Origin of the sequence: Micromonospora sp. BRA006-A (assembly GCF_033433935.1) — a bacterium.
Taxonomy (GTDB): Bacteria; Actinomycetota; Actinomycetes; order Mycobacteriales; family Micromonosporaceae; genus Micromonospora; species Micromonospora aurantiaca.
Genome location: NZ_JANCLW010000001.1, coordinates 4212420 through 4229025, shown reverse-complemented (window position 1 = coordinate 4229025; position 16606 = coordinate 4212420). Strand labels below are relative to the sequence as shown.

Annotated in this window: 11 protein-coding genes; 9 read left to right on the top strand and 2 right to left on the bottom strand. The window is 73.3% G+C overall.

Going from position 1 to position 16606, the window contains the following annotated elements; genetic code table 11:
* Window positions 1–17: 17 nt before the first annotated feature.
* Together NMK34_RS19155 and NMK34_RS19150 are read right to left on the bottom strand one after the other, a co-directional pair.
* Window positions 18–899: a hypothetical protein gene (locus NMK34_RS19155; protein ID WP_318334598.1), complete on the bottom strand. Its 882-nt coding sequence runs from the start codon at window positions 897–899 to the stop codon at window positions 18–20.
* A complete protein-coding gene (locus NMK34_RS19150; protein WP_135240768.1) occupies window positions 896–1306 on the bottom strand; it encodes a YbaB/EbfC family nucleoid-associated protein in 411 nt (136 codons plus the stop codon). The genes NMK34_RS19155 and NMK34_RS19150 overlap by 4 nt, the downstream gene beginning before the upstream one ends.
* A gap of 252 nt (window positions 1307–1558) precedes the next feature.
* Here NMK34_RS19150 and NMK34_RS19145 point away from each other — a divergent pair, with 252 nt between their 5' ends.
* From NMK34_RS19145 to NMK34_RS19105, 9 genes are all read left to right on the top strand, one after another.
* Window positions 1559–1879, top strand: a complete 321-nt coding sequence (locus tag NMK34_RS19145) for a WXG100 family type VII secretion target (RefSeq protein ID WP_135240767.1) — start codon at window positions 1559–1561, stop codon at window positions 1877–1879.
* 39 nt (window positions 1880–1918) lie between these two features.
* Window positions 1919–2221: a WXG100 family type VII secretion target gene (locus NMK34_RS19140; protein WP_318334597.1), complete on the top strand. Its 303-nt coding sequence runs from the start codon at window positions 1919–1921 to the stop codon at window positions 2219–2221.
* A gap of 132 nt (window positions 2222–2353) precedes the next feature.
* Window positions 2354–3193 (top strand): hypothetical protein, encoded by an 840-nt coding sequence (locus tag NMK34_RS19135; protein ID WP_318334596.1) that lies wholly within the window; start codon window positions 2354–2356, stop codon window positions 3191–3193.
* Between the two features lie 16 nt (window positions 3194–3209).
* The gene (locus tag NMK34_RS19130) at window positions 3210–6443 is read left to right on the top strand and encodes a hypothetical protein (protein ID WP_318334595.1); all 3234 of its coding nucleotides are present in this window, start codon (window positions 3210–3212) and stop codon (window positions 6441–6443) included.
* A gap of 2 nt (window positions 6444–6445) precedes the next feature.
* Window positions 6446–6844, top strand: a complete 399-nt coding sequence (locus NMK34_RS19125) for a hypothetical protein (protein ID WP_318334594.1) — start codon at window positions 6446–6448, stop codon at window positions 6842–6844.
* Entirely contained in the window at window positions 6841–10797 is a 3957-nt protein-coding gene (gene eccCa / locus NMK34_RS19120) for a type VII secretion protein EccCa (RefSeq protein WP_318334593.1), read from the top strand. The genes NMK34_RS19125 and eccCa overlap by 4 nt, the downstream gene beginning before the upstream one ends.
* A gap of 13 nt (window positions 10798–10810) precedes the next feature.
* A complete protein-coding gene (eccD, locus tag NMK34_RS19115) occupies window positions 10811–12220 on the top strand; it encodes a type VII secretion integral membrane protein EccD (RefSeq protein ID WP_318334592.1) in 1410 nt (469 codons plus the stop codon).
* Between the two features lie 6 nt (window positions 12221–12226).
* Entirely contained in the window at window positions 12227–13582 is a 1356-nt protein-coding gene (eccB, locus tag NMK34_RS19110; RefSeq protein WP_318334591.1) for a type VII secretion protein EccB, read from the top strand.
* A 7-nt stretch (window positions 13583–13589) separates the two neighbouring features.
* Entirely contained in the window at window positions 13590–16604 is a 3015-nt protein-coding gene (locus tag NMK34_RS19105; protein WP_318334590.1) for a hypothetical protein, read from the top strand.
* Window positions 16605–16606 lie beyond the last annotated feature (2 nt).

Genomic DNA, 16606 nt, shown 5'->3' with positions numbered 1-16606 from the left:
GGGCGCGGGTGGGTGGCTCAGGCGCCGGGGATGATCGGGGTGGGCGTGCCGTCCGGCGCGTAGCTCAGGTACAGCGGCTGGTAGCCGGGCACTGTCGGGTCCACGGCCGGGTTCTCCTTGACGACGAAGAACCGGCCCTGTCCGGGGTCGATCGCCGTGCCGTCGGGCGTGGTGACGGGGGCGCCGGTCAGCGGGGTGATCGAGTCGTAGAGGTTCGCGTCCACCCGGGTGCTGCCGTCCTCGAACGGGTTGAGCGCGATCAGCCGGTACCCCTCGGGCAGCGGCCGGCGGCCGACGTGCGCGGTGGCGTACTCCGGCCCCATGAAGTAGGACGAGATCGCCGGGTGGGCGGCGGTGAGCGGGGTCAGCGGCTCGGCGGGCTCCAGCGGCAGCATCGGCGTGCCCTGCTGCTGCGGGAGGAGCCTGGCCCGCTCGGCGACCGGCTCACCGGCCGCCAGCCGGCGGGACAGCAGATGGGGCCGCTGTGCCTCACCCTCCGCGGTGGGCTCCAGCACCGGGCCGGCCGCCGCCCGCCTCGCGTACGCCGGGCCGTCCAGGCCGTCGAAGTCCTTCGCCATCCTCCGGCTGACGTCCAGGGCGGCCTCGTCCGCCTCGCGGTACGCCCGGCCGCTCTCCTTGAGACCCTGGGCGGTGTAGTGCAGGGTGCCCTTGACGCCGCCGATGATCGCTTCGAGGTTGTCCAGGCCCTGCAGGAACTTCGTCGAGAACTGCTCGCCCATGTCGTCGTCGCCCCAGGCGTTCGCGTACCGGGAGCGCAGGGCGGTCAGCTGAGAGAGGTAGGACTCGTAGAGCTGGACGTGCGACTCGTACGCCTTGCCGAGCCCTTCCACACCGTCCGGGTCGACCCACAGCCGCCCGCCGGGATTGTTGCTGATCATTCGGGCCCCCGGGTCAGGAGTTCCCGCACGCTCGTCACCATGCGGGGTTCCTTCGGCAGGAACGCGTCCGCGCCGGCCTGGCCCCGGACCAGCTTGTGGGCGTCCAGACCGTCCGGCAGCATCGGCGCCAGCACGTCGGCCGCCTGGTTCATGACCTGTTCCTTGGCGTCGGCGTAGGTGTCCAGGATGAGCCGGGTCAGGTCGGCGGTGGTGAGCCGCTTGTGGGCGCCGGAGGGGAACTGGATGTCGGTCAGCACACCGTTCTGGCCGACGGTGACGCTCACCTCGCGGCGCGGTGACGTCGCGGTGGCCGAGAGCGCGCTCATCCTGGCCTGCATCTCGGCGAGGCTGGTGCGCTGCCGCTCGTACTCCTGGAACAGGCCTTCGATGCGCTCGCTGTAGTTCACGACGGACCACTCCCTCGACGTCGCCGTCAAGTGAAGCCGCCACGATCGTCGCGCCGGAACTCCGGCCGGTGATCAGTGCATGAAAGTGCAACCACTCTTCCCGGGCTGTCGGCCGGTGGCGGCGGTTGCGGGGGCGCTGCCGTGCAATGTTGGGTGACGTTCGGACATGGTGGCGCGACCGGGTTGCCGCCGGGCACCGCCGCGGATCAACACTCTTCCCTGCCACCTTTCCCTGACACGAGGAGTCCGGCCGTGACGATGCCGACCGTCAGCACCACCGAAGAGGGTATGCAGCGGGCTGCCCAGGAGTTCTCCGACAAGGCCACCGCCTTCACCGGCCAGCTGCGCGCCGTGAACGGGCAGATGGCCGTCCTGATCTCCTCCTGGACCGGCCAGGCGTCGCAGGGCTTCAACCAGGCCATGGACAACTGGGAGAACGCGTTCCAGCGGGTGATCAACGAGCTGCTGAACATGCTCGAGGTCATGGGCGTGACCACCAAGGGCTACCAGACGGCCGAGGACGAGGCGTCGAGCGTGGCCAACTCCTTCGGCGCTGCCCTGCCGGGCATCTGAGCCGCATCCCCCGACCCCCGATCTCCCGAGAGGACTGACGTGTCCAACTACACCTTCGACTTCGTGCAGGCAGACGCCGTGCTGACGGACATGCACCGCATCAACGGCCAGATCCAGTCGTCGCTGGAAGAGATGGAGCGCACGGTCGAGGCCAGCCTGGCCCAGTGGACCGGTGCCGCCCAGCAGCAGTACCGGGTCTCGAAGGCGGCCTGGAACCAGGCGGCCGACTCGATGGTCGGCTACCTGGAGCAGGCCCGGCAGACGCTGCTGCAGATCTCGGACAACTACGGCACCACCGAGCAGCGTCACGCCATGATCTGGAACGACGTCCGCGGCGGCTGACCCGCCGGACGGCCGCCGCGGACGCGGCGTGGCGGCCGGCGTCGTCCGTCCCCGGCCCGGTGCGCCAGACGACCCGGGCCGCTGGGGTCTGTGCCAACGTTCCGCCGTCGACACCCGAGTGGAGTGAGCTCCTTGGCCCGCATTGACTGGGGATACCCCAACGACAAAGCCATCAGCGCGATGAACGCCTACGGCATGGGCGACGCCGCCATCGGGAAGCCGGAGGGCACCACCCAGGCGGCGTACGACTCGTGGATGGCCTTCTACAACAAGCACCAGAACAACCGCACCGGGGTGGACTACGAGCGGTGGAAGGACGAGGTCCGCGCCGAGCATCCGGAGTGGATCGAGGCCCGCGACTGGTACGACAAGAACATCCTCGACACCGAGGGCTGGAAGAACCTCGTCAAGACGTACAAGGACAACATCACCGACCCGTCGAACGTGAAGCCGCCCGCGTTCACCGACAAACCCGACTGGATCGACGAGGAGAAGACCCCGACCGACTCGGGCTTCAAGCCGCCGGCGATCAACCCGACGTTCAAGGGTGACACCGCCTCGACCGGCGGCGTGGCGGTCAACACCGCCGCGCTGAAGTGGTTCGCCGAGGAGGTGCTGGGCAAGGTCACCGGTGCCGGGAACATCCTGCTCACCACTGCCGACCAGGTGGGCGCGATCGACCCGCGTCCCGGCGCCTTCGCCCGGGCCGAGGTGCTGCGGCAGGCGGTCGTCGGGGCGACGGCTCAGGACGGCGGCGTCAAGGGCGACATGAAGGACATGCTCGTCAACATGAACACCGCCCTCCTCGCGGTGCAGACCGCCCTGCTGAAGATGGCAGTGGAGTACGACAACCTCGAAGAGCTGAACGCCCTGACCACCGACAAGCTCGGCGAGATCATGGGTGACTCCTTCAAGGGCCTGGACAACCTGAGCACCTACGGTCAGAAGATCATCAAGACCGACGGCAACTGACGCGGGCGGACGGGGCATGGGAAACGGTCTCGGTGACAGCAAGCTCGACGGGTGGAACGACCCGGCGGAGCCGGAAGGAACCTTCCCTCCGAAGGTGATCCCCGTCGGCGACCTGTACGACTACCAGACCTGGGCGACCGAGACCCGAGGCTGGCGCAAGCTCAAGGCCGCGGTGAACGGCGGCGCCGCCGTGTTCAGCGAGGAAGGGCTGAAGTACGCGGCCAGCCGCGTCAACGTGGAGTCGGTGGTCGAGGCGGCCCGGGCCTTCCAGGCGACGCAGGACCTGCTGATCTGGCTCGAGCAGACCATCCGCACCGCTGTCACCTCGATGGTCGGCGACGACAAGGCGTGGAAGGGGCCGGCGGCGAACGGGTTCCGCGACAAGATGAACTTCTACGCCGACCTGCTCGGCAAGCAGGCCGAGCACCTCGCCGGCGGCGCGGTCCCGGATTCCACCACCACGTCCAACAGCATCAACTCCTCGACGAACGTCACGTCGCTGCCGTCGCAGCTCTACGACGCCGCCAACCACCTCTCGTGGGCCCAGCAGACGATGGCCTACCTGGACGGCGCCTGGGCGACGATCGCCTCGCAGAACGGCGTCGGCGGCGGCGACGGCCCGGTGCCGATCAGCGGCACCGAGTACGAGAAGCCGATGGCCCAGCAGATGGCCGAGGTCGTCCACACGGTCGCCGAGCAATACAAGATCACCACGGACAAGGCGGGGACGTCCGGGATCACCATGCCGACGCCCAGCATCAACGTGCCGACCGGCCCGCCGATCTCGTCGCCGAACCTCACGACGCCGAACCTCACGACCCCGCCCACGCTCACCCCGCCGGGGTTCACCACGCCACCCATCGGCGGCATCACCACGCCGGTGTTCACCACGCCGCCGAACATCACCGTGCCCTCGATCACGCCGCCGAACCTGGCCGGCACCGGTGGTCCGGGTTCCGGCCAGGGACCGGGCGCCATCACCCCGCCGGCGTTCTCGGGCCCCGGCGAGATCGGTGGTCCCACGCCCGGCGGGGGCGGTGGCAGCGGGCTGCCCGGCTTCGACGCGCCGGGCATCAACGGGCCGGGAGGCGTCGGCTTCCCCGGCGTCGGCGCACCGGGTGGGGTCGGCCTGCCGGGCGGGCTCGGCTCCGGCGTCGTACCGCCGGGCATCAAGCCGCCGGGCTCGGCCAACCTCGGCGGCGGCGCGGGCGGCGCCGGATCGGTCAAGCCGCCGTCGTTCTCCGGACCGGGCGAGGTGGGCGGCCCGAAGCCGGGGGCGGGCACGGGAACGGGAACAGGCATCGGCAGACCAGGCGGCGGATTCACCGCGCCGAGCATCCCGGGCTTCGGCCCACCCGGCGGCGCCGGTCCCGGCGCGGGCGGCAGCCCCGGGCTGCCGGAGAAACCGGACGCGAACGGGCTGCTCGGCAACAGCGACGACTTCGCCCCCGGAGCCGTCAACGGCGTGGACATCCCGGCGGCTCCCGGGGGCGCCGTGCCCGGTGGGGGTGGCTTCCAGTCACCGATGATGCCGGGCATGCCCGGCGCGGGCGCTCCCGGTGCCGGTGCCGGCGGCGGCTCCGGCGTCCCCGAGGCGCCGGATGCCAAGGGCCTGGTGGAGGGCGACGAGGCGGACTGGCGGTCACCCGGGTTCGACGGCGTACAGGTTCCCGGCGCGCCGGCCGGCGTCTCGTCCGGCGGCGCCGGGCTGGGCACCGGTATGCCGCCCATGCCCGGCATGCCGGGGCCCGCCGGCGGCGCGACGAACCCCGCCGGGGCCGAGTCCCCCGACGCCCGGGGACTCGTCAGCGGCGACCCCGAGACCTGGGGGCCGGTGGGTGTGGACGCGGGCTGGCCGGACGGGTCGGGCGGCGCGCCGGCCGGTGGCGACGGGCTCGGCGTCGACGGCCCGCACATCCCCGCCGCGCCCGTGGCTCCGGGCGTCGGCGTCGACTCGCCGGTAGGGGCGCCGGCCGGCGCCGCGATGCCGATGATGCCGGGCGCGCCGGGAGCGCCGGGCGCCGGTGCGGGCGCGCCCGCCGGTGTGCCGGACGCGCCGGACGCCTCCGGGCTGATCGAGGCGGACCCCGACGACTGGCGTCCGTCGACCCCCGACGCCGGTACGCCGCAGGCGCCTGCGGGAGCGGGCACCGGCGGCGCCGGACTGGTGGAGCCGGTCCCCGCCGTGCCGCCGAGCACCGGTGTGACGGTCCCGAGCACCGACGTGACGGCACCGGTCGGCGGTGTGCTGCCGCCGATGGCCGGCCCGCCGGGCAACCACGCGCCCGCCGGCACCACACCACGTACCGCACCGGATGCATCCGATCTGATCCGTCCGGACGAGACCGGCTGGACCTCGGCCCGGCCGGAGGACTGCGCGCCGGGCGACGGCACCGCGGCCAGCGGCCCGGGCCTGGACGGCTCCGCGCCGGTCGTCGACGTGCCCGGCCCGCAGCCGGACGGTCCGCCTGCCGGCCCGGATCCGGGCGTGCCGGAGGCCGCCGCCGAGGAACCCGCCGCGCCTGACGTTGCGGCGGCACCCGTGTCCGGCACCGGCGGTACGCCGGGTGTGCCCGTACCGGAAGTGGTCGTGCCGCCGACGGCGGTGGAGGTGCCGACGGTGGTCGACCTGTCCCCGGCCGTGGAGCCGCCCGCGGCCGTCGTGCCGCCGGTGGTCGGCGGGGTCGTGGCGGCTCCGGTGATCGTCGGCCAGCCGGGCCTGCCCGCCGCGCCCGGTCCGGCGGCGGGCCCACCCGCCCAGACGGCCGCGCCGAACCCGTCCGGGCAGCCGAACTCGCCTGCGCAGCCGAACCAACCGCCTTCGCCGGGCGGTGGCAGTCCGGAGGGGACGCAGCGGAGGACAGCGGTCGTGGCCGACGGTGAGGTGGCGGTCGCGGTCCCCGGCGCGCTCGGCCTGGCCGGCGCCGCCGCCGTCGCCGGAGTCGGCGGTCCCCAGGCGTCCGGCCGCGCGGCGTCCGGCGCGGACCCCGACGACCCGGCGCGGGCCGGTACGGTCCGGGCGCGCTCCGGTCGCGACGACGAGCGCGAGCCCGGCACCGGCCGGGAACCCGCCGCGGGCCTGCGCGAGGACGACGCCGTCTGGGGCGGTGACCGCGCCCGGCCGGCGGCCGACGACCACGTGCCGGTGGTCCGTCCGGACGACGACCCGGACGACACGGCGGGCTGGGACGACCTCAGCGACGCCGACTGGCTGACCGGCCCGTCAGCGGACGACGGCAGGGAAGGGTGACCATGTCGGAGACACCGCAGCCCCCGCGCGCCGTGTGGCGGCGGGTCGCGCCCGTGAAGGCGCCCCGGCCGTCCGACGGCACGCTCGACTTCTTCAGCGCCGACCTGGAGAAGATGCCCCGGTGCGGTGAGCCCGGCGTCAGCGACGCCGAGTTCACGGCGTCGCTCGCCGACGAGGAGAAGGCGGCTGCCGCCCGAGCCGAGGCGTTCTGGGCCGAGCAGGAGCGACGCCGCAGGGACGAGGAGGAGCGGGCGAAGAAGGAGAAGAAGCGCCAGGCCGAGGAGGACGACGACGTCAAGGTGGCCGAGCGCTACCGCAACGACCGCTACGCGGTGAAGCTGCTGCGCCAGGAGCGCACCGTCTGGGGCGGCGACGGCGCCGACGCGGGGACGCTCGGATGAGTACGGTCACCGTCAAGCGCCCGCCCCGCGCGCCGGGCCCCGAGGCACCGGAAGGCTCGATCGAGCTCCAGGAGCCGCCGCTGATGGCGGAGGAGGCCCCGCTCGACTTCCGCTCGTTCGCGATGGTCGTGCCGATGGGCCTCGGCATGGGCGCGATGCTCGCCATGTTCGGCCTCTACAACCGCACCCCGATCATGTACGTGATGGGCGGCGCGATGGCCGGCGGCATGCTGCTCATGGGCGTCATGCAGATCGGCCGCGCGGCCGCCGAGCGCAAGCGCAAGATGCGCGGCGAGCGGCGCGACTTCCTCCGCTACATCGGGCAGTTGCGCAAGCAGGCCCGTGAGGCGGCCGACCAGCAGCGCCGGCACGTGCTGTGGAACAACCCGCAGCCGGGCTGGCTGTGGTCGATCGCGATGGGCAGCCGGCTGTGGGAGCGCCGGCCCAGCCACGACGACTTCGGCCGGGTGCGTATCGGTCTCGGCCGGCAGACCGCGATGCTGACGTTCAACCCGCCGTCCACCAAGCCGATCGAGGACCTCGAACCGCTGTCGTCGATCTCGCTGCGCCGGTTCTCCGAGGCGTACCGGACGGTGTCCGGCATCCCCACCTCCGTCGGCCTGCCGAGCTTCACCAGCGTCGAGTTCGAGGGCGCGATCGACCCGGCGATCGACCTGGCCCGCGCCATGGTCGCGCAGCTCGCCACCTTCCACGCCCCGGACGAACTGCGGATCGCGGTGCTCGCCGCCGAGGTGCACCGGGGCCCGTGGGAATGGGTCAAGTGGCTGCCGCACAACGCCCACCCCACCGCGTACGACGCGGCCGGGCCGGTGCGGATGTTCGCCGGCAGCCACGACGCGCTGATGGACATGCTCGGCCCGGAGATCACCGACCGGGGCGACCACGACCGGGCCGTCAAGCCGACCACCAGCGAGCCGTTCCTGGTGATCGTCGCGCACCTGGTGGACCTGCCGGACAGCTCCCGTCTGCTCGGCGCGGGCATCCGCAACGTGGTGCTGCTCGACCTGACCGGCGCGATGCCCGGCGGCCCGAAGGTGCTGCGGCTGACGGTCACCGACGACGTCGTGGAGTTCCCGGCCGGTGCCACGACCGGTTCGGCCAAGCGGGACGGCCTGGACCGGACCCAGTGCGAGGCGCTCGCCCGCATCATCGCGCCGAAGCGGACCAGCGGCACCCTCGAGGTCTCCGACGAGCCGCTGGACACCAGCTTCGAGCTGACCACGCTACTAGGCATCCGCGACGCGATGACCTTCGACGTGCAGGCCCTGTGGCGGACCCGGACGCCGCAGCGCAACCGCCTCATGGTGCCGATCGGCGTCACCGAGGAGGGCGAGGTCATCGAGCTGGACCTGAAGGAGTCCGCGCAGGGCGGCATGGGCCCGCACGGCCTGCTCATCGGCGCCACCGGCTCGGGCAAGTCGGAGCTGCTGCGTACCCTCGTCTGCGGCCTGGCCGCGACGCACAGCTCGGAGATCCTCAACCTGGTGCTCGTCGACTTCAAGGGCGGTGCCACCTTCCTCGGCATGGACAAGCTGCCGCACACCTCGGCGGTGATCACCAACCTGGCCGACGAGCTGCCGCTCGTCGACCGGATGCAGGACGCGCTCAACGGCGAGATGACCCGGCGGCAGGAGATGCTGCGGGCCAGCGGCTACGCCTCGCTGTTCGACTACGAGAAGGCGCGTGGCAACGGCGCCCAGCTCGTGCCGTTCCCGGTGCTGCTGATCATCGTGGACGAGTTCAGCGAGCTGCTGTCCAGCAAGAGCGAGTTCATGGACCTGTTCGTGTCCATCGGCCGGCTCGGCCGGTCGCTCGGCGTGCACCTGCTGCTCGCCTCGCAGCGGCTGGACGAGGGCCGGATCAACCGGGTCGAGGGACACCTGTCGTACCGGCTGGCGCTGCGCACGTTCTCCTCGATGGAGTCACGGTCGGTGATCGGCGTGGGCGCGGCGTACGAGCTGCCGCCCGAGCCCGGCAACGGCTACCTGAAGGTGGACACCACCAACCTGGTGCGCTTCAAAGCGGCGTACGTCTCCGGCGCGTACACCGGAAGTGGACGCCGCGACGGCGTCGCGGACGCCGGGGACGAGCCCACCGCGGACGTGGTGCCGTTCACCACCCGGCAGGTCGCGGTGCGCCACGACCCCGGGCCGGAACGCCCGGCCGAGCAGGTCGAGGAGCCCGCCGCCGACGCGAACGGGCCCAGCCTGGTCGAGGTGCTGCTGGACCGGCTCGCCGGCTCGGGTCCGCCGGCCCGCCAGGTCTGGCTGCCGCCGCTGTCCAGCGCGCCCAGCCTGGACTCGCTCATGCCGAGCGTGCTGCCCGACCCGGTCCGCGGCATGACCATCGACGATCCGGCCGTCCAGGGTGGCCTGCGGGTGCCGGTGGGTGTGGTGGACCGGCCCGCCGAGCAGCTGCGCGAACTGCTGGTGGTCGACCTGAACGGCGCCGACGGCCACGTCGGCATCGCGGGCGCCCCGCAGAGCGGCAAGTCGACGCTGCTGCGCAGCCTGATCCTGGCGCTGTCGCTGGCGAACACGCCGCGCGAGGTGCAGTTCTACGGCCTCGACTTCGGCGGCGGCCTCGCCTCGATCGCCGGCCTGCCGCACGTCGGCTCGATCGCCACCCGGATGGAACGCGACCGCGTCGTCCGGACGGTCGAGGAGGTCCTCCAGGTCATGGAGAGGCGCGAGGCCGAGTTCGCGCGGCACGGCCTCGACTCCATGTCCACCTACCTGGCCAAGGTCGCCGAGGGGGTGATCGAGGACGGCTTCGGGCACGTCTTCCTGGTCATCGACGGCTGGTACACGATGAAGCAGGACTTCCAGGAGCTGGAGCAGAAGTTCCAGGAACTCGCCTCGCGCGGCCTGTCCTTCGGCGTGCACGTGATCGTCACCGCGACCCGCTGGTCGGAGCTGCGTACCTGGATGCGGGATCTGCTCGGCACCAAGCTGGAGCTGCGGCTCGGCGACGCGATGGAGTCCGAGCACGGCTCCCGCAAGGCGGCCACCGTGCCCAACCAGGTCGGCCGCGGCCTCACCGGCGGCGCGCTGCACTTCCTGGCCGCGCTGCCCCGGATGGACGGCAGCTCCGAGGTGGGCGACCTGGCCGAGGCGACCAAGTCGGTGGTCGAGGAGATCGGCACGTTCTGGCCCGGCCCGGCCGCCCCGCCGGTACGGATGCTCCCGGCGCACCTGATGGCCGAGACGCTGCCGCCGCCCGAGTCCGACTTCAAGTTCGTCATCGGTCAGGACGAGCAGCGTCTCGCCCCGGTCTGGCACGACTTCATGGCCACCCCGCACATGCTGGTCCTCGGTGACAGCGAGACCGGCAAGACCAACATGCTCCGGCTCGTCCTGCGGTCCATCCAGCAGCACTACCCGCCGGAGCGGGCGAAGGTCGTGCTCGGCGACTCGCGCCGCGACCTGGACACCGCGATCAGCGCCGCGTACCAGGTGGGCTTCGCGTTCACCGGCGACAAGATGCACGAGCTGGCCGGCCAGGCGTCGGTGTCGATGAACCGGCGGATGCCCGGGGCCGACGTCTCGTCCGAGCGGATGCGCAAGCGCGACTGGTGGGAGGGCCCGGAGCTGTTCGTCATCGTCGACGACTACGACCTGATGACGAAGAGCACCGGGATGGGCTCGACGCTCGACCCGCTCCTGCCGTTGCTGGCCCAGGGCGCCTACATCGGCCTGCACGTGATCGTCGCGCGCAGCACCTCCGGCGCGATGCGGGCCCTGATGGACCCGGTGATCCGGCGGATGTGGGAGCTGGGCACGCCCGCGACGCTCTTCTCCTACCCCAAGGAGGAGGGCAAGTTCCTCGGCGAGGCGAAGCCCCGCCAACTGCCGCCCGGACGCGCCCAGCTCGTCACCCGGCGCGGCGTACGCCTGATGCAGACCGGTTTCGTGTCGGACACGGCCCGATGAGAGAGGCTCGCTGGTGACCGCAGCGCTGAACGACCAACTGTGCCGGATCACGGTGATCGGCCCGGCGCGCCGGGCCGATCTGGCCGTACCGGCCCGGATGCCGGTGGCGAACCTGATGCCGCTGCTGGTGCGGCACACCACCGACCTGGCCCGGGTGCCCGACGGTGAGGTGCCCGACGAGTCGTGGGTGCTGCAACGCCTCGGCCAGGCGCCGTTCGAGCTGTCCGGCACGCCGGAGAGCCTGGACTGGCTGGAGGGCGAGGAACTGCACCTGCGCCCGGCGCAGGATCCGCTGCCCGAACTCGACTTCGACGACCTGGCCGAGGGCGTCGCCACAGTGGTCAACAGGCGGGCCGACAGGTGGCAGCCGGAGTACCGCCGGGTGCTGTTCCTGGTGCTCTCCCTGGTGGCGATGGGCCTGATCGCCGCCGTGCTCGTGGACCGGGGCCCGGTGCTGCCCCAGGTGGTCGCCGGCGCGGTGCTCGCGGCCGGGCTGTTCACCGCGGCGATCGTCAGCGCCCGCCAGCAGACCGACGGCGCGTTCCCGCTGCTGTTCGGCGGCGGCGCGGCGTTCTTCGCGGCGGTGGCCGCGTCCAGCGCCGTCGACGGTGACCCGGACGGCGTGGCCTGGACCGCCACCGCCGGGCTGGCCGCCGCCGTCGCGGTCGTCGGGGTGGCCGCGTTCCTGCTGATCGCGCAGCGGACCGTCACACCGGTCATGCCGTTCGCCCCGCTGCTGATCGTCGCGCTGACCGCCGCGATGGTGGCGCTCGTCCTGCTGGCCGGTGACGGCTTCGCGCTCACCGCGCCGCAGGTGTCCGCGGTGGCGGTGTCGGTGATCCTGGTGCTGATCGTGATCGCACCCCGGGCGGCGGTGAAGCTCGCCCGGCTGCGCGGACCGCAGCTACCGAAGACCGGCGCCGACATGTCGTACGACATCGAGCCGGAGGACTCCGACCTGGTCAAGTCGCGCGCCGACGAGGCGGACACGTACCTGACCGCCTGCATGACCGCGTCCGCGCTGGTCCTGCCGGTGCTGATGCACCACACCATGCGGGCGCCGGGCTGGTCCGGGTGGACGCTCGTGCTGGTGACATCGAGTGCAATCCTGTTGCGCTCGCGTACCTTCTTCGGGTTCTGGCAGCGGATCGCCCTGGTCGCGGCCGGTACCGTCGGCTACCTCATGGTGGCCCTGATGTTCTCCGACAAGCTCGCCCCGACCGGCCGGTACGTCCTGCTCGGCGGGCTCGTCGCCCTCCTGGTGCCGCTGGTGATGGCCGCGCTGCGGCCGTGGCCGCGACGCATGCTGCCGTTCTGGGAGTACACCGCCGGCGGGCTGGACGTCGCCACCGGCCTGGCCGTGCTGCCGGTGCTCGCCCAGGTGCTGGGGCTCTACGCCTGGGCCCGCGGACTCTTCGGGTAGCCGGCCGTGCAGACCCAGCGCGACCACGTCCACGCCCACCAGTTCATGATGGGCCGGCTGAGTTCCGCCCTCGTGCAGGGCGACCCGTCCACGGCGGAGATTCCCGGCCAGCGTGCCGTCACCGGCCTGGCCTTCGGCGTGCTCATCAGCGTCCTGGTCGTGGCCGGTTTCGCCGTCTACGGATGGATCGTCCCGGGCGGCAGCAAGGCGTACACCCGCAGCGGCGTGATCCTGGTGGAGAAGGAGAGCGGCAACCGGTACGTCTACCTCGACGGCGTGCTGCGCCCGACGCCGAACCTGACCTCGGCCATGCTGATCCAGGGCAGCGGCGCCACCGTGAAGCTCATCTCCAAGGAGTCGATCAAGGACGTGCCGCGTGGACCGTCGATCGGCATCGACGGCGCACCGCAGTCGGTCGCCACCGGGCAGATGGTCGCCGGCCCCTGGCTGGCCTGCCTGCCCGGCTCGGTCACCGACGAACCCGGCGACCGGCTCGGCCTCAACCTCGACCCGCGCGCCGAGGCCGTCGCGCTGCCGGCCGACCGCTTCGCCGTCGTCCGCGCCGCCGACGGACCCACCTACCTGGTGACCGCCGGCCGCAGGCACCGGGTCGCCGACCCGGCGGTGCTCGTCGCGCTCGGCGCCACCACCACCCGCAAGGTGCCCGCCCCGCAGGACTGGCTCGACTTCCTGCCCGACGGGCCGGACCTGGCCCCGGCCACGATCCCCGGCGCGGGCCGCTCCGGGCGGGTCGGCGACCGGACGTACCCGATCGGCACGCTGTTCCGGCAGCGGCCCGACACCGGCGCGGAACAGTTGCTGGTGCTGCGCCGCGACGGCCTCGCGCCGCTGAGCCGGACCGAGTTCCTGCTCGCCACCGCCACCTCGGGGGAGGAGCCGGTGGAGCTGAGCGCCGCCGACCTCGCCGCGGCCCGGATGTCGGCCGACCGGTCGTTGCTCACCCGCCTGCCCGACCTGACCGGCCTCACCCCGCAGGAACCCGGCCCGTACGCGCTGTGCCTGCGCCAGAGCGCGGTCGACGGGACGCGGTTCGACAGCACCGCCGTACTCGCCCCGCTGGCCCGCTCCGGTGTCCGCCCCGACGGCCGCGCGACGGTGCTCACCGCGCCCGGCAGCGGCATGGCGGCACTCCCGGCTCCGGTCGGCTCCGGTGCGGCGCAACCCCTGCCCACGTACATCGCGGACGACGGAAAGGCGTACCCGATCGGCGACCAGGACGCGGTACGGGCGCTCAGACTCGACCGGGTCGTGAACGTTCCCTTCCCGAGAGAACTGCTCGCGCTGGTGCCGCAGGGCCCGGCGCTGAGCATGAGGGCCCTCGCGGCCGCAGAAGTGGGGTAGGTCGATCATGGCAACCCGGTTCCGGGAACTGTTCGGCGGCGGCAAGGACCGCCCCGAGGGCGTCGTCCAGCACACCGTCGGCAACGCCCTGGTGGTGCACGCCGACGACGCCATCAGCCCGGAGGCCCAGTCGCTGGCGCTGTCCATGATCGAGGACGCGGAGAACGACGTGGTCGTGCTCGACCTCGGCGACGGCATGCCGATCAGCGCGTGGGAGTCGATGGCCGGGGTGCTGCCGCGCCGCCGCCGGGGCATCCGGCTCATCGCCTGCGGCCGGCCCGGCAACTCCGCCGCGATGGCCGGTCAGTGGCTCTCCGAACGCCTCAACCGCACCGTCATCGCCCCGGACGGCGACCTGGTACGCGGCTCCGCCGGGACGCTGTTCGTCCACTCCGCCCCGGGCAGCGGCTGGGTGCGGTTCCGGCCCGGCCGTCCGCCCGCCTGGGACGCCAAGCGCTACCCGACGCCGCGATGGGACCGGGCCGCGGTCGACACCCGGCCGTCCAGCGCCACCGCCGAGATCGAGCCGATCCCCGCCGGGGTCTGGATCCACAGCAACCGCGACCCGCAGGTGGTCGACCCGCAACGGCAACGGCTCACCGCGTACGTGCCCTGCCAGGCCGAGACCATGACCGTGCTGCTGGGCTGCCCCGGCACGCCGCCGCTGTCGCTCGACGACGTGGTGCGCTTCTGGCGCGGACTCGACGAGGAGAACCGGCAGCGGGTGCGCTTCGTGCAGTTCGGCGAGGTCCGCATGCCCGAGGGCGAGGCGTTCGGCCAGGCGCTCGCCGACCTGCTGAACACCGACGTCACCTGCTACACCGGCGTACCGATCGGCAGCCCCCACCGGTACGAGATCCGCACCGTGCTGCCGGACGGCGCGTTCGGCTGGGCACCGTACGCGCTCGAACTGTCCTACACGCCCCGGGCGCACCCCAACTCGCGGGCCCGCCGGCCCGCCGTGCTCAGCCACCGCCCGCCGCTGCCCGGCGCCGAGGAGGTCGCGCCCCGGGTCTACTGGTTCGCACCCGGCGCCGTGGTCGAGGTGGTGCAGACCGGTCTCTGGGTACGTTCCACAGTCGAGCCGAGGAACGCCGAGCAGGTCCGGTCCGCGATGCTCGACGCGGGCAGTGGCACGTTGGTATTCGACGACACCGTCCACTCCACCGCCCACCGGATGCGGGAGCTGGCGCTCGACCTGGCCGCACGCGTCGACGGCATGGCGGGTACGAGCCGCGCGCTGATGCCGGCGTCGGTGCTGGTGCCCGGCGCGAAACCGGCCAGCCGGGCCGAGGTGGTCATCGACCTGGAAGCCGAGACGCGGGCGGTGGGCACGACCGCGCCGGTGCACGCGTACGTGGAGGCCGCCCCGCCCGCGCCTGTCGCCCCGCCCGCGGCGGACAACGTGGTGGTCGCCGTTCCCGCCCCGGTCCCGGCCGTCCCCGCCGACCGGGAGCAGCCGGCCGCACCTCCGGCGGTGCCGCTTCCGGCCGCGCCCGCACCGCCGCCGGGCGTCGCGCCGGTCATCCCGGAACTGCCGGAGCCGCCCGCGATACCGTTCGTGTCGGCGCTCCCGGATCCGCCCGCGGTGCCGCTCCCGGCACCGCCTCCGGTCGTCGCCGAGCTGCCCCCGCCGCCGGTCGTGGCGACGCTGCCGGCGCCGCCCACCGCGCCGACCGCGTCCGAGCTCCCCGAGCCGCCCACGGTGCCGGTCGTGTCCGAGCTGCCGCCTCCACCCGCGGTGCCACTGCCGGCAGCGCCGCCGGTGGTGTCCGCGCCGACGCCGCCGGTCGCCACCGGTGAGCCGGTGGTCGCCGCCGACTCCGGGAACGGGCCCTCGGCGGCATCCGTCGAGGACACCGGGCGGGACGCGTACCCCGCGCCCCCCACCATGCCGGCGGGCTTCGGCGAGCCGGCACCGCCGACCATGCCCGCCGGGTTCGGCCATGCGCTCGCGGCCCCGCCGGTGGCGGCCGGGCCGGCGGCGCCGGTCGCGGCCCCGCCGTCGATGCCGGTCGTCGGGGTCGACCTGCCGTCCGGCCCGCCCGCCGGAGCCGGTCCGTCGCCGGTGACCGCGCCCGCGCGGACCGTCGAGGCCGCGCGGACCGCCGAACCCGCCGCACCCGCCGAGCCGTCGGACGCCTCCGAGCCGTCTTCGGGGAACACCGGACCGTCGGAGACCGCCGAACCGTCGGAGGTGGCCGTCGAGGCGCGCGTGCAGCCGGTGCCCTCGGCCGGCGCCGGTGCCCTGCTCTCGGAGAGGAAGGGGCTCGCCGACGAGCGTGCCTGGCTGCGCCGCACGCTCAGCCGCGAGTTCGACGTGATGGCCAGCTCGGTGTCCCGGATCATGTCCGAGCACCCGGGCATGCAGGGTTCCGGCGTGTCCACGGAGGACGTGCTCGCCGACACGGTCGCGTTGCGGCTCTACCTGACCGGCCGGGGACCGGGCGTCGACGCCGGTCTGCGCTCCGGTCGTAAGGGACCGCACGTGCCGTTCGCGCGGTGCGTGGTCGCCGGGGTCTCCCGGATGCCGTCGTTCCGGGGCACCACCGTCTACCGGCTGTCGCCGACCGACGGGGAGTGGGCGCTCTACCAGGACCGGCGGCTGGTCACCGACTGGAGTTTCGTCAACGCGCTGACCCAGCCGTGCGCGTCCGAGGACGGCGACACCGACGTGCTGATCTGGTCGATGACCGCCCGCCGGACCAGCCTGCTGGAACCGGAGGGGGACGAGCACGTCGAGGACCGGGTGCTGTTCCTGCCCGGCACGAACTTCAAGGTGCTGGACCTGCGCCGGCCCTCGGCGGGCGAGCGCGGCGCGGTCATGCTGCGGGAGATCGGCGCCAACGAGATCGACGACACCGGCCGGGTCGACTCCAACCGGGTGTCGCTGGACGAACTGGCGATCACGTCGCTGCGGCGCAGCGTGGACCGCTGGGCCACGGCCGAGCCCCGGGTACGCATCGGCGCGGCGGCCCGTGGGCGCCTGCGGGTGCTGCCCGGGCTGGACCGGAAGGGATGACG